This is a genomic window from Stutzerimonas sp. NM35, from assembly GCF_054604355.1.
On record NZ_CM137728.1, the window covers coordinates 709,676 to 731,981 of the forward strand.

At 59.5% G+C, this 22,306-nt stretch carries 17 protein-coding genes and 1 pseudogene; 8 read left to right on the top strand and 10 right to left on the bottom strand.

Features of this window, described 5'->3' with window-relative positions; translation table 11 throughout:
- The first annotated feature begins 311 nt into the window (after positions 1-311).
- Positions 312-1,151, top strand: coding sequence for a UTP--glucose-1-phosphate uridylyltransferase GalU (gene galU / locus ACYCFC_RS03435; RefSeq protein ID WP_181083163.1), 840 nt, complete (start codon positions 312-314; stop codon positions 1,149-1,151).
- Between the two features lie 138 nt (positions 1,152-1,289).
- Entirely contained in the window at positions 1,290-2,648 is a 1,359-nt protein-coding gene (gene gorA / locus ACYCFC_RS03440) for a glutathione-disulfide reductase (protein WP_181083162.1), read from the top strand.
- Between the two features lie 29 nt (positions 2,649-2,677).
- Here the strand turns inward: gorA and ACYCFC_RS03445 are convergent, their stop codons facing one another.
- The gene (locus ACYCFC_RS03445; protein WP_181083161.1) at positions 2,678-3,175 is read right to left on the bottom strand and encodes a copper chaperone PCu(A)C; all 498 of its coding nucleotides are present in this window, start codon (positions 3,173-3,175) and stop codon (positions 2,678-2,680) included.
- A gap of 65 nt (positions 3,176-3,240) precedes the next feature.
- On the bottom strand, positions 3,241-5,241 hold the full coding sequence (locus tag ACYCFC_RS03450; RefSeq protein ID WP_459653122.1) for a peptidase U32 family protein: 2,001 nt from the start codon (positions 5,239-5,241) through the stop codon (positions 3,241-3,243).
- A gap of 204 nt (positions 5,242-5,445) precedes the next feature.
- On the opposite strand from ACYCFC_RS03450, the gene ACYCFC_RS03455 reads away from it, so the two are divergent.
- Positions 5,446-6,630 carry a sugar transporter gene (locus ACYCFC_RS03455; RefSeq protein WP_459653123.1) on the top strand — a complete coding sequence of 395 codons (1,185 nt, stop codon included), beginning with the start codon at positions 5,446-5,448 and terminating at the stop codon, positions 6,628-6,630.
- A gap of 58 nt (positions 6,631-6,688) precedes the next feature.
- Here ACYCFC_RS03455 and ACYCFC_RS03460 read toward each other — a convergent pair whose 3' ends face one another.
- The 8 genes from ACYCFC_RS03460 to ACYCFC_RS03495 all read right to left on the bottom strand — a co-directional run bounded on the left by ACYCFC_RS03460 (position 6,689) and on the right by ACYCFC_RS03495 (position 15,111).
- Positions 6,689-7,027 carry a DUF3325 domain-containing protein gene (locus ACYCFC_RS03460; RefSeq protein ID WP_181083158.1) on the bottom strand — a complete coding sequence of 113 codons (339 nt, stop codon included), beginning with the start codon at positions 7,025-7,027 and terminating at the stop codon, positions 6,689-6,691.
- Positions 7,024-8,583, bottom strand: coding sequence for a PepSY-associated TM helix domain-containing protein (locus ACYCFC_RS03465; RefSeq protein ID WP_459653124.1), 1,560 nt, complete (start codon positions 8,581-8,583; stop codon positions 7,024-7,026). Before ACYCFC_RS03465 ends, ACYCFC_RS03460 begins: the two co-directional genes overlap by 4 nt.
- A 20-nt stretch (positions 8,584-8,603) precedes the next feature.
- The gene (locus ACYCFC_RS03470) at positions 8,604-8,891 is read right to left on the bottom strand and encodes an iron transporter (protein WP_181083156.1); all 288 of its coding nucleotides are present in this window, start codon (positions 8,889-8,891) and stop codon (positions 8,604-8,606) included.
- Positions 8,892-8,939: 48 nt separating this feature from the next.
- Entirely contained in the window at positions 8,940-10,238 is a 1,299-nt protein-coding gene (locus ACYCFC_RS03475; RefSeq protein ID WP_459653125.1) for a class I SAM-dependent methyltransferase, read from the bottom strand.
- Between the two features lie 119 nt (positions 10,239-10,357).
- Positions 10,358-12,418, bottom strand: a complete 2,061-nt coding sequence (locus ACYCFC_RS03480; RefSeq protein ID WP_459653126.1) for a TonB-dependent receptor domain-containing protein — start codon at positions 12,416-12,418, stop codon at positions 10,358-10,360.
- Between the two features lie 143 nt (positions 12,419-12,561).
- Positions 12,562-13,893 (bottom strand): HAMP domain-containing sensor histidine kinase, encoded by a 1,332-nt coding sequence (locus ACYCFC_RS03485; RefSeq protein ID WP_459653127.1) that lies wholly within the window; start codon positions 13,891-13,893, stop codon positions 12,562-12,564.
- Positions 13,894-14,595 carry a response regulator transcription factor gene (locus ACYCFC_RS03490; protein WP_459653128.1) on the bottom strand — a complete coding sequence of 234 codons (702 nt, stop codon included), beginning with the start codon at positions 14,593-14,595 and terminating at the stop codon, positions 13,894-13,896.
- Positions 14,596-14,712: 117 nt separating this feature from the next.
- A complete protein-coding gene (locus ACYCFC_RS03495) occupies positions 14,713-15,111 on the bottom strand; it encodes a hypothetical protein (protein ID WP_459653129.1) in 399 nt (132 codons plus the stop codon).
- A gap of 166 nt (positions 15,112-15,277) precedes the next feature.
- Here ACYCFC_RS03495 and ACYCFC_RS03500 point away from each other — a divergent pair.
- From ACYCFC_RS03500 to ACYCFC_RS03520, 5 genes and pseudogenes are all read left to right on the top strand, one after another.
- Positions 15,278-16,219: pseudogene (locus tag ACYCFC_RS03500) on the top strand (alkaline phosphatase family protein); the annotation flags it as partial.
- An 80-nt stretch (positions 16,220-16,299) separates the two neighbouring features.
- On the top strand, positions 16,300-17,766 hold the full coding sequence (locus ACYCFC_RS03505) for a tyrosine-type recombinase/integrase (protein WP_459653130.1): 1,467 nt from the start codon (positions 16,300-16,302) through the stop codon (positions 17,764-17,766).
- Positions 17,763-19,718: a hypothetical protein gene (locus ACYCFC_RS03510; protein ID WP_459653131.1), complete on the top strand. Its 1,956-nt coding sequence runs from the start codon at positions 17,763-17,765 to the stop codon at positions 19,716-19,718. Before ACYCFC_RS03505 ends, ACYCFC_RS03510 begins: the two co-directional genes overlap by 4 nt.
- Positions 19,715-21,727 carry a hypothetical protein gene (locus ACYCFC_RS03515; RefSeq protein ID WP_459653132.1) on the top strand — a complete coding sequence of 671 codons (2,013 nt, stop codon included), beginning with the start codon at positions 19,715-19,717 and terminating at the stop codon, positions 21,725-21,727. The genes ACYCFC_RS03510 and ACYCFC_RS03515 overlap by 4 nt, the downstream gene beginning before the upstream one ends.
- Positions 21,724-22,149: a hypothetical protein gene (locus ACYCFC_RS03520; protein ID WP_459653133.1), complete on the top strand. Its 426-nt coding sequence runs from the start codon at positions 21,724-21,726 to the stop codon at positions 22,147-22,149. Before ACYCFC_RS03515 ends, ACYCFC_RS03520 begins: the two co-directional genes overlap by 4 nt.
- Positions 22,150-22,306: the final 157 nt, after the last annotated feature.

Here is a 22,306-nt window from a genome sequence, read left to right on the forward strand (position 1 = left end):
TGGCTTTCCGGTGCGACGTTTTGACCTTGTTCGAAGGCTTGCTGCCGAATGCAGGTCGAAGGCGAGAAAAACGAGCAGGAGGGGGCTTGGCATTCCTGGTGCCACGCGTCACGCTATGCATCGCCATGCGGGTCAACTACCGCCCGTCATTTCTTTCATGCACTTTTCATTTGGTGCAGTGACCGAGGCGCGAACCCCGCTCGAATTCGATGGTCGTAGCCTCTGCGTCGGGCTGCCGACGAGGCGGCAGGGCAACGGCTATCGACGTCGGGGCTGCGCAACAACCGGAACCTATTTCTTCAAGGACTCACATGATCAAGAAATGCCTTTTTCCTGCGGCCGGTTACGGCACGCGATTCCTTCCTGCGACCAAGGCGATGCCCAAGGAAATGCTGCCGGTCGTGAACAAGCCCCTGATTCAGTACGGGGTTGAAGAGGCATTGGCGGCAGGGCTCAACCAGATTGCCGTCGTTACCGGTCGTGGCAAGCGCTCGCTGGAAGACCACTTCGATATCAGTTACGAACTCGAACACCAGATTCGCAATACCGACAAGGAAAAATACCTTGTCGGCATCCGCCGCCTCATCGACGAGTGCAGTTTTTCCTATACCCGTCAGGTGGAAATGAAAGGCCTCGGCCATGCGATCCTCAGCGGTCGTCCCCTGATCGGCGATGAGCCGTTCGCAGTGGTACTGGCCGATGACCTGTGTATCAACCTGGACGGTGATCCTGTGCTGGCGCAGATGGTCAAGCTGTACAACCAGTTCCGCTGCTCCATCGTCGCCATCCAGGAAGTGCCGCCGGAGGAAACCAGCAAGTACGGTGTGATCGCTGGCGAGATGATTCGCGATGATATCTTCCGCGTCAGCCATATGGTCGAGAAACCCAAGCCGGAAGAAGCGCCTTCCAACCTGGCCATCATCGGTCGCTACATCCTGACGCCGGACATCTTCGAACTGATCGAGCAGACCGAACCGGGCAAGGGTGGCGAAATCCAGATCACCGATGCACTGATGCGCCAGGCGAAAGACGGCTGCGTGCTGGCATACAAGTTCAAGGGGCAGCGGTTCGATTGCGGTAGCGCAGAGGGCTACATCGCCGCGACAAACTTCTGCTACGAAAACTTCTATCTCACCGGCAAGGCATTCTGATTCTGCTCCTGTGGGCCAGACAGGATCGCGTTCGGTAACCTACAGACGAAGGCAAGGCCAGGGCACATGCAAACGCCTGTGATGAGCAGGCGAAAAGCCTGGGTTATGCTGCGCCTTCCTGAAGGGAGATAACGGTCAATGGCTTACGACTTCGATCTATTCGTCATCGGCGCCGGCTCGGGCGGTGTTCGGGCCGCGCGCTTCGCGGCGAGTTATGGTGCGCGGGTGGCGGTGGCTGAGAGCCGCTATCTGGGTGGCACCTGTGTCAACGTGGGATGCGTCCCGAAAAAACTGCTGGTCTACGGCGCTCACTATGCCGATGACCTCGCTCAAGCCCAGGGCTACGGCTGGAGCATCGACGGCGCGACCTTCGACTGGAAAACCCTGATCGCCAACAAGGATCAGGAAATCCAGCGCCTGAACGGCATCTACAAGAATCTGCTGGTCGACAGCGGCGTGACCCTGTTGCAGGCCCACGCGCGGCTGGTCGATGGCCATACCGTCGAGGTTGAGGGGCAGCGCTACAGCGCCGGGCATATCCTGATCGCGACCGGCGGCTGGCCGCATGTGCCGGAGTTCCCCGGCAGCGAGCATGTGATCACCTCCAACGAAGCCTTCTACCTGGAGGCCTTGCCACGCCGCGTCCTGGTGGTGGGCGGTGGCTATATCGCCGTGGAGTTCGCGTCCATCTTCCATGGTTGCGGTGCCGATACCAAGCTGCTCTATCGCGGCGACCTGTTCATGCGCGGCTTCGACGGTTCGCTGCGTGATCATCTCAAGGACGAAATGATCAAGAAGGGTGTCGACCTGCAGTTCAACGCCGACATCGCGCGTATCGACAAGCAGCCGGACGGCAGCCTGCTGGCGACCCTGAAGGATGGCCGCAGCCTGGAAGCCGATTGCGTGTTCTACGCCACCGGGCGCAGGCCGATGCTGGACAATCTTGGCCTCGACCAGGTCGATATCGCCCTGGATGAACGCGGTTTCATCAAGGTGAACGACAGCTTCTGCACCTCGGTGCCATCGATCCTCGCCATCGGTGACGTGATCGGTCGCGTGCAGCTCACGCCCGTGGCGCTGGCCGAGGGCATGGCCGTGGCGCGGCAGTTGTTCAAGCCGGAGGAATATCGAGCGGTGGATTACAACACCATCGCCACGGCGGTGTTCAGCCTGCCGAATCTGGCCACCGTCGGCCTGACCGAAGAGCAGGCGCGCGAGCAGGGTTACAAGCTCGTGCTGTTCGAAAGCCGTTTCCGGCCCATGAAGCTGACCATGACCGAAAGCCTGGAACGCAGCCTGATGAAGCTGGTGGTCGATGCCGAGACCGACAGGGTGCTCGGCTGCCACATGGCGGGTCCCGAAGCGGGAGAGATCATGCAGGGGCTGGCCGTGGCTTTGAAGGCTGGCGCCACCAAGCGTGTGTTCGATGAAACCATCGGCATTCACCCGACGGCGGCTGAAGAGTTCGTCACCATGCGCACGCCGACCGGTAGCTGAGCGCCGGAGCCTGGGCTCCGGCCCAGGTTTCAGTGGTGATGATGGTTGTGCGCGTCGTCAGCGGCTTGCGGCGCGTTCTCCTGAATGGCGACATCGACGACGACCTCGCCGGCATGCTCGAAGATCAGCGTCAACGGAAAATGCTCGCCTGCAACAAGCGGTTCGTTCAGCTGGAACAGCATGACGTGATGGCCGCCAGGCTTGAACTCCGCCTGCCCGCCAGCGGGAATCTCGACCGAATCGATTTGCTCCATGCGCATGATGTCGCCTTCATGTACATGGGTATGCAGTTCGGTCTTGCCTGCGCGCGGGGTCTGCGCGCCGATCAGACGCTCCTGCCGATCACCCGGATTGTTCAGGGTGAAGTACACCGCGCCGGTGGGCGCGCTCGGCGGCATCGCGCGGGACCAGGCGCCGCTGACGGTGGGCATCTCGGCCATCTGCTGATGATGCGAATGGGCATCATGGGCCAGGGCGCTAAGGGCGGTCGTGCTGAATACAAAAGCCGTTACCAGGCGAAGCAACATGGGCGTCTCCAGAGTGATTTCAGTGTGCTCGAACCTTAGCACGCAGGAGGTTTTTCAACGACGTGTCAGCTCTGTGGCCTGCTGCGAATGGTCTTCATAAGGTCCTCGGGGCTGATCTGCCCGACCACGCTGGCCGCGCTGCCCGGCTGCGGCAGGTTGAGGATGTTGCCCTTGATCTTGCCGATCACATGCATCTCGCAGGGCTTGCAATCGAACTTCAGCGTCAGCACCTCGTCGCCGTGCACCAGCTGCATCGGTGCGACCTTGGTGCGCACGCCGGTGACGCCCTTGGCCTGCTTGGGGCAGAGGTTGAAGGAGAAGCGCAGGCAGTGCTTGGTGATCATCACCGGCACTTCGCCGGTTTCCTCGTGGGCCTCGTAGGCCGCATCGATCAGCTGCACGCCGTAACGGTGGTAGAAGGCGCGGGCCTTCTCGTTGTAGACGTTGGCGAGGAACGACAGATGCGACTCGGGGTAGACCGGCGGCGGCACGCTGACCGGCTTGCGGCTGCTGAGTGGGCGCATGGCTTCGCGGGCGACGGTCAGCGCCTCGATGGCTTCGCGGCGCAGGGCCTTGAGTTGTGAATTGGGAATGAAGAACGCCTGGGGTGCGTCGATTGCCACCTCTTCGGCGTGGTAGATCGTCGTGCCCAGCTGGCGCAGCAGGTCGGTGATCTGAGCGGGTACCTGCTCGGGCTTCTTCGCCTCGCCGAAGGGGCCGGGCAGGGCCACCGTGGCATGGGCGCCTTCTTCGCTGGTGACGTGCAGCTCCAGTTCGTCCGCGCGCAACTTCGCCAGCCAGCGCACGCCCACGCGACGTTCGGCGGAGGTCTTCAGCAGCGCCTGTTGCCAGTTGTGGTCCAGGTTGCGATTGAGCGGATGGTTCGGTCGCAGCTGCTTGAGCGCCGCCGGCATCTCGTTGGGCTCGACACGGTATTGCCAGCGGGTTTCGCCGTCTTCTTCGATCTCCTTCAACGGCTCGACCACGCTGGCGCGAAAGCCCACCACCTCGCGCTTGACCAGCACGTTGAGGCCATCGCCATTGCTCAGCGGTTCCCTGGTCTGGGCGATGAAGTCATGCTTGCCGACCTTCAGCACTTCGCCTACCGGCAGGCCGGTAAAGGTCGGCGAATCGAAGGCGCCGATGTCGATCTTGCGGTCGGTGACGAAGTAGTCGGTGCTGCCGCGATGGAAGGTCTTGTCCGGGTCCGGCACGAAGAAATGCTCGGTGCGGCCACTGGAGGCGCGGGCCAGGTCGGTGCGGTCTTCGAGGATGTCGTCGAGGCGCTGGCGGTAGTAAGCGGTGATGTTCTTCACGTAGCTCACATCCTTGTAGCGGCCTTCGATCTTGAACGAGCGCACGCCGGCCTCCACCAGCGCGCGCAGATTGGCGCTCTGGTTGTTGTCCTTCATCGACAGCAGGTGCTTGTCGAAGGCCACCACGCGGCCCTGGTCGTCCTTCAGGGTGTAGGGCAGGCGGCAGGCCTGGGAGCAGTCGCCGCGGTTGGCGCTGCGCCCGGTCTGCGCATGGCTGATGTTGCACTGCCCGGAAAACGCCACGCACAGCGCGCCGTGAATGAAGAATTCCAGGGTCGAATCCACCTGCTCGTGGATGGCGCGGATTTCCGTCAGGTTCAGCTCGCGCGCCAGGACCAGCTGGGAGAAACCGGCCTGGTCGAGGAACTTAGCCCGCTCCAGAGTGCGGATGTCGGTCTGGGTGCTGGCGTGAATCTCGATGGGCGGCAGGTCCATTTCCATGATGCCCATGTCCTGGATGATCAGCGCGTCGACGCCGATCTCGTGCAACTGGTGGATCAGCGTGCGCGCGGCTTCCAGCTCGTCGTCGTGGAGGATGGTGTTGAGCGTGACGAATACCCGCGCATGGAACAGATGGGCGAATTCCACCAGCCCGGCGATATCCTCGACGCTGTTCTCGGCATTGTGCCGCGCGCCGAAACTCGGCCCGCCGATGTACACGGCATCGGCGCCATGCAGGATGGCTTCGCGGGCGATGGTGACGTCGCGGGCGGGGGCGAGCAGTTCGAGGTGGTGCTTGGGCAGAGACATGAGCGCAGACCGGATGTGAATCGAAAGTCACGCATTGTAATGGCTCGGGATGGGTTTGGGGTCCGCCGCCGGGCATATGGGGCAGGGGTAGCGTTGTCGTGGCGCGTTATGAGGCATAAGATTCGTTGTTTACAGCTCCGACCAGCTTCCTGCGCAGTATAGGAGCTGGGGTCTTCTTTGCCTGCATCCCGGTTCATTTCTCTCATGACTCATACGGAAACGACCGCTCCCGGCGGTCGCTGGCTCAGCGTCGTCGCGCTGGCGCTGGCTGCGTTCATTTTCAACACCACCGAGTTCGTGCCCGTCGGGCTGCTCAGCGATATCGGTCGCAGCTTCGACATGCCCACCGCGCATGTGGGGCTGATGCTGACGGTCTATGCCTGGATCGTCGCGCTGGCTTCGCTGCCGCTGATGTTGCTGACGCGCAATATCGAGCGCCGCAAGTTGCTGATCTGGCTGTTCCTGCTGTTCATCGGCAGTCACCTGCTTTCCGGCATTGCCTGGAGCTTCGAGGTGTTGCTGGTCAGTCGCACCGGCATCGCTTTCTCGCATGCGGTGTTCTGGTCGATTACCGCGTCGCTGGCGGTACGTGTGGCACCGCCCGGCAAGGCCGCGCAGGCGCTGGGTTTGCTCGCCACCGGCACCACCATGGCGATGGTGCTGGGCGTTCCATTGGGCCGAGTGATCGGCGGGATGATGGGTTGGCGCACGACCTTTCTGGTGATCGCGGTGCTGGCCGGCCTGAGCCTGCTTTGTCTGGCGCGCACGCTGCCGCTGTTGCCGAGTCAGAACTCCGGTTCGTTGCGCAGCCTGCCCGTGCTGTTCAAGCGGCCTCTGCTGGTCACCGTCTATGCGCTGACGGTGCTGGTGGTCACCGCCCAGTTCACGGCCTATAGCTACATCGAGCCGTTCACCCGGGAAGTCGCGCAGATGAGCGACAACATGACCACCCTGGTGCTGCTGCTGTTCGGTGGCGCCGGGATTTTCGGTTCGTTGCTGTTCAGTCGCTACGGCGCGCGATACACGCGACCGTTCCTGGTTTGCACTCTGGTGGTCCTGGCGCTGTGCCTGCTGGCGCTGCGGCCACTGGCGGGGTTGCCGGTGGCGTTCTGCGTGATGAGCGTGATCTGGGGAACGGTGGTCCTGTGTTTCCTGCTGGTGCTGCAGTCCAGGGTGCTGCACTTCGCCTCGGATGCCACCGACGTCGCCATGGCGCTTTTTTCCGGTCTGTTCAACGTCGGTATCGGTGCCGGTGCCTTGCTGGGTAGCGTGGTCAGCCAGCAGGTGGGGTTGGAGACAATCGGCTTCTTCGGCGGCGCACTGGCGCTGGCGGCATTGCTGCTGTGTGGGCTGATGATGAAACGCTATCCGTCGATTACCGCCCGTTGAAGGCAAGCCGCCCGATCAAGGCTGATCATCGGGCGAGCTTGGCATGGCGGAGCCCGGGCTACCCGAGGACGGTACTCATCGCTGTGAGCAGCGCACCGAGCAGCGGTATCGAAAGCGCCAGGCGCGGCTTGTAGGGCATCAGCATTACAAGCGCCAGGCCGGTCAGCGAGATCAGGCCGAACCAGGCGACGGCAGCCATTGCGGATGACCAGACGTCCGTTGCGACCCAGCCGGACAGGCCCAGCAACGCCCCGCCGACCGGCGTGCAAATACGTCGTGCCACGGCGGGCAGGCGTGCGCTGGCCAGCTGTTTCCAGTGGCGCTGCATACCCAGGCAGAAACCGAGCATGCCGGCGTAGGCCAGGCTCAGGGAAAGCAGCAAGGCGGTGATGTTCATGTTGCAGCTTCCATCAGACGAGGGTTCTTGCGCGCAGGAGAAGCGGCGGTCGCAGGGATCTTGCGAGCGGCCCAGACCAGCAGCAGGCCGAGTGCCAGGGCCGTACCATCCACACCCAGACGCAAACCGTCGCTGGTGAGCCCGCTCGCCAGATCAAGCAGCGGCAGACCGATGCACAGCAAGGCCGCTGCAGCCAGCTGCTCACGCCAGGCGCGCAGCACCGGACGCAGTGCGGCATGCGCCAGGCTTGCCAGCCAGATGACGAAGAACATGCGGATTTCCCAGCCGCTGCGCCCGGCAAGGTCCGTTGGCAGCAGGCGGTTGCTCCAGAGCATGGCGACGCAGGCCAGGCTGAGGCCGGCGACGCTGGCCACATTGAGCCGTTCCACGACATTCAGGAAATGCCGCGAACCCTTGGCCTGCTTGCGCTGCTTGACGGTATAGAGCACCAGCCCAGTGGCGATCATCACGCAGCTGACCAGCCCGCAGACGAAATACAGCCAGCGCATCGGGTAGCCGCCGAACTGGGCAAAATGCAGGCCGGCCATGACCCGCTGGGTGAGCTGGCTGGCACGCGAAGGCGGCGGCGCCTGCACGACCCTGCCGCTGACGCCGTCGAATACCAACGACTCGCCCTTGGTCAGTTCGATGCGGCTGCCCAGCAGCGGGCGGACGGTGACACGGGCATCGGCCCTGCCGGGGTTGCTGACCGCCAGACCCGCCAGCATGCCCGCTCCGTAATGGGCCTCGCCCTTGCTGATGAACTCGGCCAGCGGCAGCAGTGGAGCGGCTTGCACCGGCTGTTCGCTGCGCTCGCGGCCACCCTGGCGTCCGCCACGCTCAGGCGCGCCCTGTGTTTGCGCCGCGCCACGCAGGTCGCGCTGCAGGGCCTGGCGGTCGCCGTCGTACAGCGCATCGAGCGCCGCCGGCATATAGATGAGAAAGAAGATCACCAGCCCCGTGTAGGTGATCATCAGGTGGAACGGCAGCAGCAGGACGGCGCTGGCGTTGTGCCCGTCCAGCCAGGAGCGCTGGCCCTTGGCCGGGCGGAAGGTGAAGAACTCCTTGAAGATCTTCTTGTGGATGACGATGCCGCTGATCAGCGCCACCAGCATCGCCATGGCGGCGAAACCCACCGCCCAGATGCCGATATTGCGCGGCATGTGCAGGGTGTAGTGGAAACGGAAGAAGAAGTTGCCGCCTGCGGTCTGGCGCGCCTGGACCGTTTCGCCGGTTTGCGGATGCAGCAGGGTGCCACCGCCACGGCGCTGCTCGCCGACGGAAACCGACAGCACCGGTGAACGTTCGGTGGGCAGACCGATGTTCCAGTTCTGCTCCTGCGGATGATGGTTCTCCAGCCACTGCTGCGCCGTGGCGGTGGCGCCGGCCTGGTCCAGCGGCGAACGCTCGATTTCCGGCTGCATCCACCAGTTCAGTTCCCTATCGAACACCGCCAGTGTGCCGGTAAGGAAGATGGCGAACAGCACCCAGCCGAGCAGCAGCCCGCACCAGGTATGCAGCCAGGACATGGATTGGGTGAAAGTCTTCTGCTTCATCCGAGATGTCATCCAAGATTTCATCCGAGACGCTCCAGCAGTTGCGGCCAGAAGCCGATGAGGGCCAGTGGCAGGCTCAGCGCTACGCCGAGGGTCAGCTTGCGCAGCGAATGCACCGCGAACGCCCAGAGAATGAACGCCGTGTAGAGCGCGAACGACAGTAGAGTCGAGATCAGTGCTGCGTCAGGGCGCTCGATGGGCAGAAGGCGGGCCAGGGCTGCGGTAAAGCAGTAGGTGAACAGGTAGCCGCCCAGCACGGCGGCCAGCAGCCGTGAGATCACCGGCCAAGGACGGGAGGAGGTTGTCATGGATGCGTCTCTCGCATTTGTTGTTCTCTGATGCAGAAATGAGTTTGCCTAGTGTTCGGTATCAGGTTGCCAGTGCATCGCCGTTCCGCATTCGGACACGATCTTCAGTCGCAACTGGTTGCGCTCGATCCAGGCCTGCAGCTTGCTCGCCTTTTCCGTGGCGAGGCTTTCCGGGCGCTGGGGGTGAGCGTGGCCTTGCCAGAGCAGCATCTGCAGGGACTGCGAAAGCGTGGCGATGTGCGAGGCGAAGGCCGGCAACTGCCTGAGTTCGGCAAAGGTCGCAGGGCCTTGGTGCAGGCGCTCCAGAAGCGGAGAAAGCGCCTCGGCTGGTCCCTGGATTTCGCCGATGGGCGTGCGGAAGGTCAGGGCGCCCGTGCGGGGCGTGCCCGGCAATGCCCGGAAGCGAAGTGCATCGACCTGGTCCAGTACCTGTTGCTGACTCAGACGCTCTGGGGCGCGCTGGAACAGGTCGGTACGCTGGTGCCGGTTGGCGGCCAGGTCCTTGACCGTTTCGCGAAGCGCCGGCGAGCCGAGCCTGGTCAATAGCGGCTGGATCGCACCGGGTACGCAGAGGGTTTCCAGATTGTCGAAGGCATTCGCGCTGCCTATGTAGGTCACGCCGGCCTGTGCCACGAATTGATGCACGTCCACCGAGTGCTGGGGCGCCCAGCGGTCGGTGAGAAAATCGTGGGCAAGGTAGGCGGGATGCTGTTGCTTGAGCGCACTGATCTTGCTGCTGAGGTCGGGCTGGTCGGCAAAGGCACCGGCCGCGTCCAGCTTGCCGACGAACTCCAGTGCGGCAGCGAGCTTTTCCTGGGATGTGCCGGGCAACTGCCGTGCCAGGTCGTTCAGCAGTTTTTGCACCGGGATCATCCGGGTCGCGCCGGGATGACACATGTAGTGCAGGTAGAACAGCCCCTTGGGCTTGAGTGACTTGGTCACCAACTGGAGGATGTTCTTCTGTTGGGCAGGTGCTATCCACGACCAGACGCCATGGCTGACGACGAAGTCGAAGAACAGCGTGTTGTCCTGGGCGAAGCGGGCGAAGTCGGCATGGATGAAGCGCAGGTTATCCAGGCCAATGGCCTTTGCGCCTGCCGTGGCGATGGCCAATGCCTGTTCGTTGGCGTCCACGCCCACGAACTGCCCCTGGGGATTGGTGGCCGCGGCGACCAGCAGGTTGATGCCCATGCCGCAACCCAGTTCGCAATAGGAGTAGGGTCTGGCGAGGTCGGGGGCGGTCGAGCCGAGGAACTGCGCCAGGCTGGCCAGCCAGACGGGCTGGAGTTCCTTGTGGAAGTGTGGCGGATAGGCCACGTCCATCACGTAGCCGTCATTGCTGCTCATGTTGCCTGGCCTCCTGAGCGACCGATCGGGCGGGTGCCGATTGCGCATGCGGTGCGAATTCCATACAGACGAATGCTCCCTGACGGATGGAGCCGTCAGGGAGCATCGTCTGGCGCCAATCAGAACGCCTGGGTCAGCGAGAAGATGAAGCGTCGGCCGTCCAGGTTGTAGGCGTACTCGCCATCCGTGGTCACTTCCTTGTTGCCAAGGTTGTAGACGCCCGCCTTCAAGGTCAGGTCGTTCGTCGCTCTGAACGCTACGCCAGCGTCGACGAAGCTGTATGCCGGATAGCGGAAACCGTTGGTGCCGGAACCGCTGGTGCCGGTCTGCCAGCGGCCGGAGGTCTTGCCGCGGTAGTTGTACTGGGTCCAGACGTTGATCCGGTCGGTGGCCTGCCAGTCAAGCGAGGCGTTGAACATGTGCTTGGCTATATCGTTGAGCGGCTTGCCCTTGAAGTCGCCCGACTTCTGCTCGGTCTCGGTGTAGGTGTAGCTGTGGCGATAGGTCAGGTTGTCGAGCAGGCGGTAGTCCAGGGTCCACTCGATGCCGCGCAGCTCCGCCTCGTCCACGTTCTCGTAGGCGGTGTAGCCGAAGCGATGACCTGGGTACGTCGTACCGTTGTAAACGCATGGAACGCTCTCGGTGGGGTCCTGAGGGCAAACCCGGCCGGTACGGTTGATCTTGTCCTCGTAATCGATCACGTAGGCGGTCAGGGTGGTGAGCAGCCCCAGATCCTGTTCTTCGTAGGCGATGCCGATCTCGCGGTTAACACTGGTTTCAGGCGTCAGGTCGGGGTTGCCGATGATCACACCACCCATGGAGGTGGAGCCGAAGTCCGTGGCGCTGGAGTGCAGGTCAGGTGCCTTGTAGCCCGTGGTGACGCCGCCCTTGATGGTGAAGTTGTCGTTCAGGTGATAGACGCCATAGACCTTGGGGCTGAACTGGCTGCCAAAGGCCTGGTTGTCGTCGAGACGCCCGCTCAGGGTCAGGATGAAGCTGTCGGTCAGGTTCCAGTTGTCTTCGAGGAAGATCGAGTTCTGGTAACGGTTCATCTCGACGGTGGCGTTGGCGTCCGCAACGACGGGCTCGCGCAGGCCATTGGTGTTGTGTTCCAGGTTCTCGTACTTGTGGGTCAGGCCGCCGGTGATGGCATGGGAGCCGATGAAGTAGGTTGCCTGGGTATTGGCGGTGATCACCTCGTATTCGATGCCCTTGCCAGTCACGGGGTTCAGCGTGGTGGCATTTTCGGAATGGTCGTAATTGACGTAGGACTTCAGCAGAAGGCTGTCGTAGTTGCCTTCATGCTCGATGAAGTAGTTCTTCTTGATGGACTCGTTGTAGGTCGGGGTGTCGGTCTCGAGCAGGCTTCTGCCCGGGGTTTTCCAGCGTTCCTGCTTGGTATAGCTATGGCCGAGCGTCAGATTGTTCTGCTCGTCGATATTCCAGGACAGTTTCCCGCCGGCATTACGCTTTTCGTATTCGGGGTCGGTGGCCGCACTGTCGCTGCCACCGACGAAACGGCTCTCGTCCTGATCGTGGTAAGCGCCCGTCAGTTGCAGACCGAGGACATCCTCGATCAGCGGTACGTTGAGGTAGGCGCTGGTTTGCCAGGTATCTTCATTGAGTTCGTTGGACTTGGAGGGCAGCGTATATTCGGTGGTGATGCTGCCGCTCAGCTCGTTGCTGACCTTCTTGGTGATGATGTTGATCACGCCGCCCATCGCATCGGAGCCATAAAGCGCGGATGCCGGGCCACGGATGACCTCGATGCGCTCGATGGACTCGAGCGGAGGCAGGAAATTGATGGGCGTGCCCGCCTGCGATCCCCTCTCGGAAAAGGCATCGTTGCCTTGCGCCGGGCGGCCATCGATAAGGAAGAGGGTGTAGGCTGAAGTCATGCCACGGACCATGATCGATTGCTCGACGCCACCGCCGGAAATCTGCACGCCGGCAACGTTCTTCAGTGCGTCGGTGATGTCCGTGTAGGAGCGCTTCTTCAACTCCTCGGCGGTAATGACGGAGATCGTCGCCGGCGCATCCTTGATGTTCTGCTCGAAGCCTGAGGCACTGACCACGGTGGTCGGCTGCAGCTCGATCGCATCCTGGGCATGGGCCAGGCCGCTCATGGATGCGGCTACGGCTACTGCACAAGCCAGTCTGTTTCGTTTGAAAATGACCATTACCAGCAACTCCCTGAGAATCATCCACGCATCATTGTTTTCAGCGGCCCGGATGCCGGCGCCCGGTCGAGGCACAGGCACGGCTACGCTGATCTGGCGTGAATGCTATGTATTCTCATTTGCTAGTAAAGATCATTTACAAACTATACATCTTGTAACCGAATCGTCACCCGCAGGCCGGTCTGTCCGTTCTCCGCCCAGATCCGACCGCCCTGCATGCGCACCATGCCGTGTGCGATGGCCAGTCCCAGGCCGAAACCGTCGCCACCCGGTCGTGCGGCGCTGAGGCGGGAGAAGGGGCGAAAGATCACCTTCAGGTCGCTCTCCGACACGCCGCTCCCCTGGTCTTCGATACTCAGGTTCCACCAGCCCTCCATGCGCTTGGCCGTCAGGCAGACGATGCCCTGTTCGGGGGAGTGGCGGATGGCGTTGCGCAGGACGTTTTCCATGGCCTGGGCCAGCGCGTTGAGGTTGCCGAGTACCAGGCAGCCCTCCGGCAGCTCCGAACGGATGCGTTCGCGCGGCCAGCCCGACTCGAAGCAGGCATCCTCGCAAAGCACCTCCCACAGGGCCTCGATGTCCACCGGTTGGCACTCGAAGCGGGGTCGCTCGCTGTCCAGCCAGGCCAGTTCCAGTGTGTTGTCCACCAGTTGTTGCATGCTGCCGACTTCACGCTCGGTGCGCTGGCGTAACTCGTCGGCCTGTAGCTCGCTTTCGCAGGCCACTCGCAGGCGACTCAAAGGTGTGCGTAATTCGTGAGACAGATCGCGCAGCAGCTGCTGTTGCTGGGTAATGGCATTGCGCAGGCGCTGGGTCAGATAGACCAATGAACGCCCCAGTTCACCCAGTTCGTCGCGCCGAAGCGCAATCTCCGGTGGCGGCAGCACGTCGAGATGATTACCACGCAGCGCGTTGGCCTGTCGGCGCAGGCGTTCCAGTGGCGAGATCAGCAGGGCATAAAGCAATCCGCAGAACAGTACGGAGAAGAGCACTGGCAGCAGGTATACCGCCAGCAGGGTCAGCAGTGTGTGGTTGCGCCAGGGGCGCATGCGCTCGGGCAGGCGCATGATCAGTTGGTCGTCCGCCTCTGCGAGTGGAATGCTGACCAGCGGCAGGTGCTTGCTTCGGCGACTCATGGGCCAGTCATAGTGGCGCACGAAGGTGAGTAACTGGTACTCGTCTTCGGTCAGCTCCTGGTCGCTTCGAGAAAGCAGTTGGCGATCCACCACAGCCGCCCAGCCATTTTCTCGCTGGCGCAGTTCAGCCAGCCATTGGCTCAAGGCTGCCGGCCCCTGGCGCAGCGCTACGTCCGCTTCGGCGGCATAGTCTTCGAGGACGCTACGCGCTTCCTTCGAAAGATAAGAGGTGTGATGGTCGATCTGGTGGCCGATATGATCGGCCGCCCAGATCATCGACAAGCAGAAGCTGGCGACCAGGATGACGAGCTTCCAGAATATCGAGTGGCGGCCAGGCATTCAGCTGTCCTGCCTGCTCAGGAGATAACCCTTGCCCCAGACCGATTCGAGCCGAACCCGATTCACGCCTTCGCGCGACAGCTTGCGGCGGATATTGCTGATGTGCATGTCCAGGCTGCGATCATGCTGGGAAAATCCCCGGTGCAGCACCTGCTGATAAAGAAACGGCTTGCTGAGCACCTCGCCGATCGATTCGTGCAGCAATTTGAGCAGGCGGTATTCGGTCGAGGTCAGGCCGATTCGGCGACCTTCATGGCGCAGGTCGCTGCTCTGGTCATCGAACAGCAGTACATCGTCCTCGGCGGCTGCCGGAGGCGTTTTCTCGTAGTCCACGCGCCGCAGGATCGCTGCAATCCTTACCTGCAGCTCCTCGATGCTGAACGGCTTGGGCAGGTAATCGTCGGCGCCGCTGTGGAACCCTTGGATACGGTCGGTCTCGGAGCCCAGTGCAGACATCATCAGCACCGGTGTATTGCGGCTGCGTCGCAGCCTGGCGAGCAATTCCAGGCCGTTCAGTTCCGGCAGCAGGACATCGAGCAGGATGAGGTCGTAGTTTGTATGGCTCGCCAGAGACAGGCCACAGGTTCCTTCATCGACGAGGGTGACTTCGAAGCCGCGAGCTTCGAGGGAACTCTTGAGGTGCGAGCCGAGAATGGGGTCGTCCTCGATGGCGAGAATCTGTCGTTGCAGGGCCTGATTCATGATTCCGGCTCAAATAGGAATTATTATAGTTTAGTTTCCGGTCATGGCGGCAAGCCGGTGCCGGCCTTGTAAGAGGGTTGCAGAAAATTCGCTTCCAGGGTGGTTTGCACCGGCCTGCTAGCTGCCGCCCAACAGGTCGTGGGCGTCGAGCAGGCGCCAGGCGATCTGGGGATGCTGTGTCAGGGCGCGGCGGATCGCGGCGGGAATCGAGCGGCGGGTCTTGCGGCACAGCCCCGGCTGTTCGGTGAACTCGATGGCGATGCCGCGCATGCTGCGTACTTCGCCGTGGCCGGGGGTTACGCTCAGGCGGATGCCGAGCTGCTCCTGCATTTTTTGCTGTATGCGTTCGAGATCCGCCAGGCTCTGGATATGCTCCAGACGGTCGAGCAGGCGCTTTTCTTCATGCAGGGTCAGGCGCAGGATGCGCCAGTCCGCCTCGGGATTTTCCAGCAGCTCGTCGCGCCTGCAGTCGCAGGTGCCGGGCGGGCAGGGCGGGCGGAGCGCAAGGGTCGTCATGACGGGTGATCATAGCCAGCCGGATCGTTGCTTGGCCATCGCCGGCGAGGCGAACGGGGTTGCCAGGCGACACAGGCATCGCCGCTGCTGTCACAATGCGACCCCGGTCACCCACTGCGAATCCGTCTTGATCGAAGCAAATTTCACCGCCGAAACACTCCCCCCGGTGCTTGCCGGCCCGCTACTGCGTCGCGTCGAGCCCACTCGGCTGGTGCTCTGGCTGGTGGGCTCGCGTCCGTTGCAGCTTTCGCTGATTGTCGAAAGCCAAGCGCATCAGCTGCGTCGCGTCGTAGCGCTGGACGGGACGACATGCCAGCAGCTGCCGTTCGGTCGCGATGCCGTGCTGCACCTGATCGACGTGTCGCTGGACGAGCCGCTGCCGACCGATTGCCTGATCGAATACGACCTGCGCATCGGCGGCCAAGAAGAACAGGGCACCGCCGACTGGGCGCCGCATTTGCTGTACGACGGCGCGGCGCGGCCCAGCTTCGTCATCAAATCCCGGCTCGACCGTGTACTGCATGGCTCCTGCCGCAAACCGCACCACCCGGCCAGGGACGGCCTGCTGTGCGTCGACGAGCTGCTCTCCAACGGGCGTGACAACCCCCAGGGCCGACCGGCGCTGTTGCTGATGAGCGGTGACCAGGTGTACGCCGACGATGTCGCCGGCCCGATGCTGGTAGCCATCCATGCGCTGGTGCGCCGGCTCGGGCTGTATGGCGAGCGACTGGAAGGCGCGGTGGTGGACGACAGCGAGGAGTTGTTCCGCCATCCGGCCACCTATTACCGGCGCGAGGACCTGCTGCCGGCGTTCAAGTCCAACGAGGCGCTGCGCGAGCGCTTCTTCGGCGGCGTGGAAAAGCCGGTGTTCACCACCGCCAACGGGCACAACCACCTGATCACCTTCGGCGAAGTCATGGCCATGTACCTGCTGGTCTGGTCGCCGCTGCCCTGGTCGCTGATCGCGCCGGCCATGCCGGGTTCGCTCACCGCCGAGCAGGCCGAGCGCTACCGCCGCGAAGAGGACTGCCTGCGAGCGTTCGTCCAGGGCCTGCCACGGGTTGCGCGGGCGCTGGCGCACGTGCCGTCGCTGATGATCTTCGACGATAGTCCGTGTGTAGCTATATAGACGTCACAATCCGAAGGTTATACAGTATGGACAAATAGGTCGGATTAGGGCGGGCTGTCATGGCCAGAAATCAGTTAAAGAGCAAGACCGGGCAAGACCGCTACGAGTCGAAGGCGCGGCGAGTCCTCATTCCTGAGTTCAGTTTACTAAGCCTCACCTTCCTCGAAACACATAATGGTGCCAACCCGAAAGGGTTACCTCACTATGAGTTCTCATCCGTCGAAGATGGTTATTTGCCGAACTTCCCGGTACTCATTCAAGGCGATGGCGATCCTTGGGCCATCGGAAACCTTTACTTGACCACCAAGCTACAGCGTGAGGTCGGGTATGAGTCGAGAACATTTCGGGGAATTGCCGATCATCTGCTGGACTATCTGCGCTTTCTGGAAGATGAAGGCATGGATTATTTACACTTCCCGAAGAATGACCGCCTGAAAGTTACTTACCGCTACAGGCAGCGCTTGATCGACTTTGTGACTGATGGGCAGCTTTCTGCGAGTACAGCCAGCGCCCGAATCAATGCAGTGGTGAACTTCTATCGCGGAATCATCACCTGGAACTTGGCTGATGATGCGAACATCGAGGGTGTCGCATTCACAGAGATTAAGAAATACATCAGCGTAACTTCGGACTACGGCATTTCAAAGAACCTCAAAGTCAATTCGCACGATCTGGCTATTGCCAACACGAAAAAGCAGCGCCAGGCCGAATATATCAGTGATGGCGGCGATCTGCGCCCGCTGACCGTAAGCGAGCAAACCTGTGTGTTGCAGGCGCTGCTCGAATCCGCCCGCGAATACCAACTCATGTTCTATTTTGCCTTGTTCACAGGCGCGCGAGTTCAGACAGTCGGGACTCTGCGTATAAAGCACCTTCAAGGCGAACTGGACAGCAATGGCAATCTTCGACTCCCCATCGGTGCCGGCACACTGATTGATACCAAGCGCGGTAAGCGCATGACGCTGCTTGTCCCTGGTTGGGTCGTGAGGGACATGCTGATTTACAGTCGCAGCGCCGAGGCTAAAAAGCGCCGCACACGCTCTTACTATGGAGACACTGAAGATAACTATGTGTTCCTCAGTAAGAACGGTGTGCCGTATTACACCAGCAAAAAAGAAATTCTCGATAGGCGCGATAGCCGTATTAGTGTAAGTGCGGGGATGGTGGATAGGGCGCGGGACGTTAGCATTCAGGATGGAGCGGCTGTGCGAACTCATATTCAACAGATACTTTTGCCCCGCATTCACCGCAACAGCCATAACTTCCAAGAGTTTACCTTCCATGACCTTCGGGCAACATTCGGCATGAATTTGCTTGAAAGTCAGTTGCAGCACATGGGCGACCAGAGCATCACCGCCGCCCTGGAGTACGTTCAGCAGCGCATGGGGCACAACAATAAAGCAACGACCATGCAGTATTTGAATTACAAGTCGCGCTTGCAGTGGAAAAATAGCGTCCAGCACGAATTTGAAACGCAGCTATTCGAGCATGTAAATACTTCAGCGAACGCTGGCAGGCTTGTATGAATACTGAACTTGTCCAGCGAACAGTCGTGGTCATCGACACGAAGGATGCAATGATTGAGGTCATTCATCCGCAACTGGCTGTTTTGATGGTTGTTAATAAAGTTAACGCTGGAGTTAGATATTTGGATGTGGGTGCTTGGTGCTATAGGCGTCGGGATAGGCAAAGTGCTCATCAAATCGGCTGTCCGGTTGACCTGTCTTCGCTCGATCATGCGCGAATCCCTGTCGTGCAAGGCGTAATTGAGCATCTGAGAGCTATTGGCAATGATGCGACCGCAGATAGTAGTTTTCAGCACATCAACCAATTTATTGATTGGATTGATGCTCAAGAGCAGTCCTGCGCTTTTGATGATTTGGCTGCCATAAAGAAAGCCTATGGCGACTACTCGCAGCACTTGTTGCATCGGATGAATATCTCGGGCATCAATGGGCAGCCATTAAAACAGGGCACCGCGTCGAGATACCAAATGGGCGCCCGAGAAGTTGTAATGCTGGTATCCGGCCTGAGCGACCCCGAGGCTAAAGGACTCGCCACCTATATACCCCGAAAGGATGGCCAGGCGGGTCATGTAAACCTAAAACTGCCAAATTCCGATGTGCAAGCCCGGACGTTTTCCGTATTGGTCATGTTTATTGATGAAGCACATCGCTTATTGGTTCAAGGCGGGGCGTTTCCACTGCGTCTCGTTTCGCCAAGCGGGGACTCGATATATCTGTACTCAGACCGAGTGGGCACAGAAAAAGCAAAAAGTGCGGATTTTAGCCTTCTGCCTTTTTTGGCCAGATCGCCTGCGTTTCCGACTTGGGCCGAGGTTAAATCGCACTTTGATTTTGTGGGAGATAGCGCATCTACCAAAGTCAAAAACGCAATTTATGGTAAGGCTAGAAAAAGGTATTGCCGCAATAACGACGACATGCGAAGTGATCTAAGACAGCGGATTGGCGCTCATGCCATAACGGCTGGGATGCTCGCGTTCATCGCTGCGACTTCCTGCAATCTCAGTGTCGCTCAAAACCTTGAAGTCGATACGCTTGAGATTGTGCCAACTTCGCAAGGCAACCGTTTCTCGGGAACCAAGGGACGGGCGAACGGAAAGACGGTTTACCCGGAGTTTGGTGCGCAGTTCTCACCCGTGTTCAAAAAATACCTTGAGTTGCGAAAGTGGGTATTGAGCGATGCAGAGAGTCCGTTGGTCTTTCCGCTATTCAACGAGCTATACGGCTTCGTTTCAGTAGGCAGTAACCAGATAAAAGCGCTTAGTAAACTACTCACCAAAGCGCTTCCGAATACAGGCTGGGTTACACCGACCCAATGGCGTAAAAACGTCAGCTACCAGTACGTCAGGCTCAGCAGCGGCGACATGGCGCTGGCAGCGGAAAAGTTGGGCAATACCGAAGCGACTCTGCGGCAAAGCTACAGCCGACCAGCCCTGGAAGACTTCGCAGCGGAGATGACGGTTTTCTTCGAGTCGATGCATCAGGCTGCGATTGATCGCACGCGCTCTGTAGAGCGCATTCCAGTGCGTATTGTGGATGTAAAAAGGCCCGAGGCAACCACAGGTATAGGGTCGTGCGAAAAAGCGGCTGAAACCGATCCTAAGCGCGCCCAGGGCTTTACCGCTCAGGCCCCCGCGCCGGCTTGCGGCGACCCGGAAACGTGCCTGTTCTGTGAGTTCTATGCCGTCCATGCCGACGAACAGGATATTCGTCGTCTGCTGTCGTTGCGTTATCTAATCCAAGCGATTAGGCACAAGCAGCCTGTTGACCATTGGCAAAGCAAATTTGGCCCGAGCCTGCATCGCATTGATGAAGTGCTGTCGGCCATGCAGGACGCTGACGGCAGCATCGAAGCAACTATCAATCGCGTGTGTGATGAAGTCGAATCCGGTGCGCTCGATGCGTTCTGGTCTATCCACTTCGACACATTGGTAACTGTAGGAGCCGTGTCGTGAGCATTATTGCCGATCTCCAAATCAACAAGTGGCAAGAACATCAACTTCCAGATCGTTGCGCCAGTGCATCGCAGTATCTGGATGTTGACGATGACTTTGTTATCTCCCGCACGGCGCAAGGGGTGATTGCTTCCATCTATAAGGATGATGAGTGGAATATGAAGATGTATGACGCGCGAGGCAGCTGCGTCTACAACTTCGTTAGTTGGGCCGAGGGTTCTGACAAACCGCTGGTGACAGTCATTATCGGAGAAATGAAGAAGATTCAACTGGCGCGAATGTATTTCTATCACGGGCCTCGAAAGTCCACCTCTATTAAGTTAATTGAACTTAGGAAGCTGGCCCGTCTAGCACTCAACAACAATCTGTCCCTGAGTGATCTATTTGATGATGCGAATTTCAATCGTTTGCTGCTGCCGAGCTTTGCGGAGCTAGCCGCAAATCAGATGAAATTCATGCTCCAATTACTCAAAGAGCTATTTGATCTCCGGGTAAAACATCCTGAGTTTACGTTTGCACCGACAGGTTACGCGATCATTGAGCGCATTCAGGCCTTCTACGACAAGCATCCCAAGAAGCAAGCAAATGACCCACAGCAAACCAAACTCATTCCGTCCCGCCTGTACGCGGCGCTTATTGCCGCGCTTAATGCAGAGCTGGATGACTTCAACACTAACGCCGATGCCATAGTCGGACTTTTCAGGGAGCGAAAAGCAAATCCACGATTTGGACTCCCTAAATGTCACGCTCCAAGTTATAAAGATTCTGTTGCCTGGGAGGCTGGCATCGCAAAGTACGGGCTGAGTTTGCGGTTTGAAAGCCGCTCCATTAAGAATTGGCTTGATTTGCGAGACTATCTTGGCGAAGTTCAATTTTCTGCGAAATACTGGATTCATTTGTTCACGGGTATGCGGGCAAATGAAGCGAGGCATCTGCCTGCCGACGCTTATATGACGATAAATGCGGGGGGCAATGATTTTCATATCTTGCGTGGCTACACATCAAAGATTGCAGGCCAGAACCAGACAGAAACATTCTGGATGACTGCCGAGATTATTGAGAAAGGGGTTGCCGCCGCCCTGCATATCGGAAAAATCACCGCCCTTATTAATGATTATGACGATAGCAATATCTCTCAGTACCCGCTGTTTACTTCATTAAAGACGGGCAAAAAGGCGGATATAAACTCATTTGCAGGCGCACCTGTCATCAGCCAGGGCGGGCACACGGAAAGTAAGAGACGGCTGTTCGCTCGCTGGCCTGACCTTATTGTTCAGGAGGCGGATATACGCGAACTTGAGCAATTCGACGGCTTTCGTGATTGGCGCAATGATCCAGACGTTAAAGTCGGAAAGGTTTGGCCGCTGCTTACTCATCAATGCAGACGTTCCCTGGCGGTCTATTGTGCGCGCTCAGGTCTGGTTTCTGTTGGCTCGCTGGGGTTGCAATTCAAACACCTGACGGAAGTGATGACCTCGTATTACCGGAAGGGAAGCGCCTTTGCGGTTAACTTCCTGAATACAGACGATGCTCAGAATCTCACTGATGCGATGGAGTACGAGCGTCATAAGGCTCAGTACATCGACTACGAAGCCAATGTTATCAACACAACAAGTCGCTTGTGGGGTGGTGAAGGCAATCGCATACAAGTGGCCAGGGATAAAGGCCAGCCGCTCATTATCACCACTGATAGAGAAATGACTGAAAAGAAATTCCTCAAGGGCGAGTTGACTTACAAGCTGGGCCCGATTGGCGGTTGCACGAATCTCGATCATTGCGACAAGATCGCGTTCACCAGCATCTTTGCCTGCCTCGACTGCGAGAAATCCATTCTCGATGATGACCGCAGCCTGAAGAATATCAAGCGCGGCCTGAATAACCTTAAGCGCGAACAAGCACTGTTTGTCTCGGGGAACCCGCAGTACAAGCAACTAGAATCCGAAATCAGTGAGATATACGAAAAGCTGGAGAAGCGCGGCCTGCGTGAGAAGATGGAGGCCATGGCATGAGTGCTCTTGAGAATTACATGGCGGCGTTGCAGAGGTTGATTTCAGGCAAACCTCAAAACGTCCCGAAAGGCTCTGCGATCAATAAAGATACCGTCGCCTTGGAAGCGGGCCGTAAGCGCGGCTCAATCAAGAAAAGCCGCGAGGAACATGCCGAACTTATTGAGGCCATAGAAGCTGCCGCAGCGGCACAGCAAGAGGAATCAGGGCCGACTGCTGCCCAGGATGCCGAAAAGCAAAAGGCGCTCAAGAAGGCTGCTCAGGCGCAACTTGGGAACCTCAAAGACGATTATGAATTAGCCCTTACGAAAATCGTTTCGTTGGTGCATGAGAATCACATGCTCAAGCAGAGAGTAAAGGAGCTTGAGGCAGGCAGGGATCGAGCAAATCGGGTCGTTTCAATCGAACGGCCAGGGAGGCCGTGATCTCAGTTTTACGATGAATTTCGTGGCGTTACGATATGGACAAGAATCGTTTGGTTGTCCACACAAAACCAGTGTCCATACGGATTTCTGCGAAAGCCGCTAGAACCCCCACAGAGCGGAGCTTGGAGGTGGTGTCCATGCCTCAGTGGCATTCGAT

Coding starts and splice junctions, on each gene's coding strand:
- ACYCFC_RS03480 (WP_459653126.1), bottom strand. CDS start 12,418: ATGGTCATTTTCAAACGAAACAGACTGGCTTGTGCAGTAGCCGTAGCC.
- gorA (WP_181083162.1), top strand. CDS start 1,290: ATGGCTTACGACTTCGATCTATTCGTCATCGGCGCCGGCTCGGGCGGT.
- ACYCFC_RS03485 (WP_459653127.1), bottom strand. CDS start 13,893: ATGCCTGGCCGCCACTCGATATTCTGGAAGCTCGTCATCCTGGTCGCC.
- ACYCFC_RS03465 (WP_459653124.1), bottom strand. CDS start 8,583: ATGAAGCAGAAGACTTTCACCCAATCCATGTCCTGGCTGCATACCTGG.
- ACYCFC_RS03475 (WP_459653125.1), bottom strand. CDS start 10,238: ATGAGCAGCAATGACGGCTACGTGATGGACGTGGCCTATCCGCCACAC.
- ACYCFC_RS03495 (WP_459653129.1), bottom strand. CDS start 15,111: ATGACGACCCTTGCGCTCCGCCCGCCCTGCCCGCCCGGCACCTGCGAC.
- ACYCFC_RS03505 (WP_459653130.1), top strand. CDS start 16,300: ATGGCCAGAAATCAGTTAAAGAGCAAGACCGGGCAAGACCGCTACGAG.
- ACYCFC_RS03450 (WP_459653122.1), bottom strand. CDS start 5,241: ATGTCTCTGCCCAAGCACCACCTCGAACTGCTCGCCCCCGCCCGCGAC.
- ACYCFC_RS03470 (WP_181083156.1), bottom strand. CDS start 8,891: ATGACAACCTCCTCCCGTCCTTGGCCGGTGATCTCACGGCTGCTGGCC.
- galU (WP_181083163.1), top strand. CDS start 312: ATGATCAAGAAATGCCTTTTTCCTGCGGCCGGTTACGGCACGCGATTC.
- ACYCFC_RS03445 (WP_181083161.1), bottom strand. CDS start 3,175: ATGTTGCTTCGCCTGGTAACGGCTTTTGTATTCAGCACGACCGCCCTT.
- ACYCFC_RS03460 (WP_181083158.1), bottom strand. CDS start 7,027: ATGAACATCACCGCCTTGCTGCTTTCCCTGAGCCTGGCCTACGCCGGC.
- ACYCFC_RS03490 (WP_459653128.1), bottom strand. CDS start 14,595: ATGAATCAGGCCCTGCAACGACAGATTCTCGCCATCGAGGACGACCCC.
- ACYCFC_RS03520 (WP_459653133.1), top strand. CDS start 21,724: ATGAGTGCTCTTGAGAATTACATGGCGGCGTTGCAGAGGTTGATTTCA.
- ACYCFC_RS03510 (WP_459653131.1), top strand. CDS start 17,763: ATGAATACTGAACTTGTCCAGCGAACAGTCGTGGTCATCGACACGAAG.
- ACYCFC_RS03455 (WP_459653123.1), top strand. CDS start 5,446: ATGACTCATACGGAAACGACCGCTCCCGGCGGTCGCTGGCTCAGCGTC.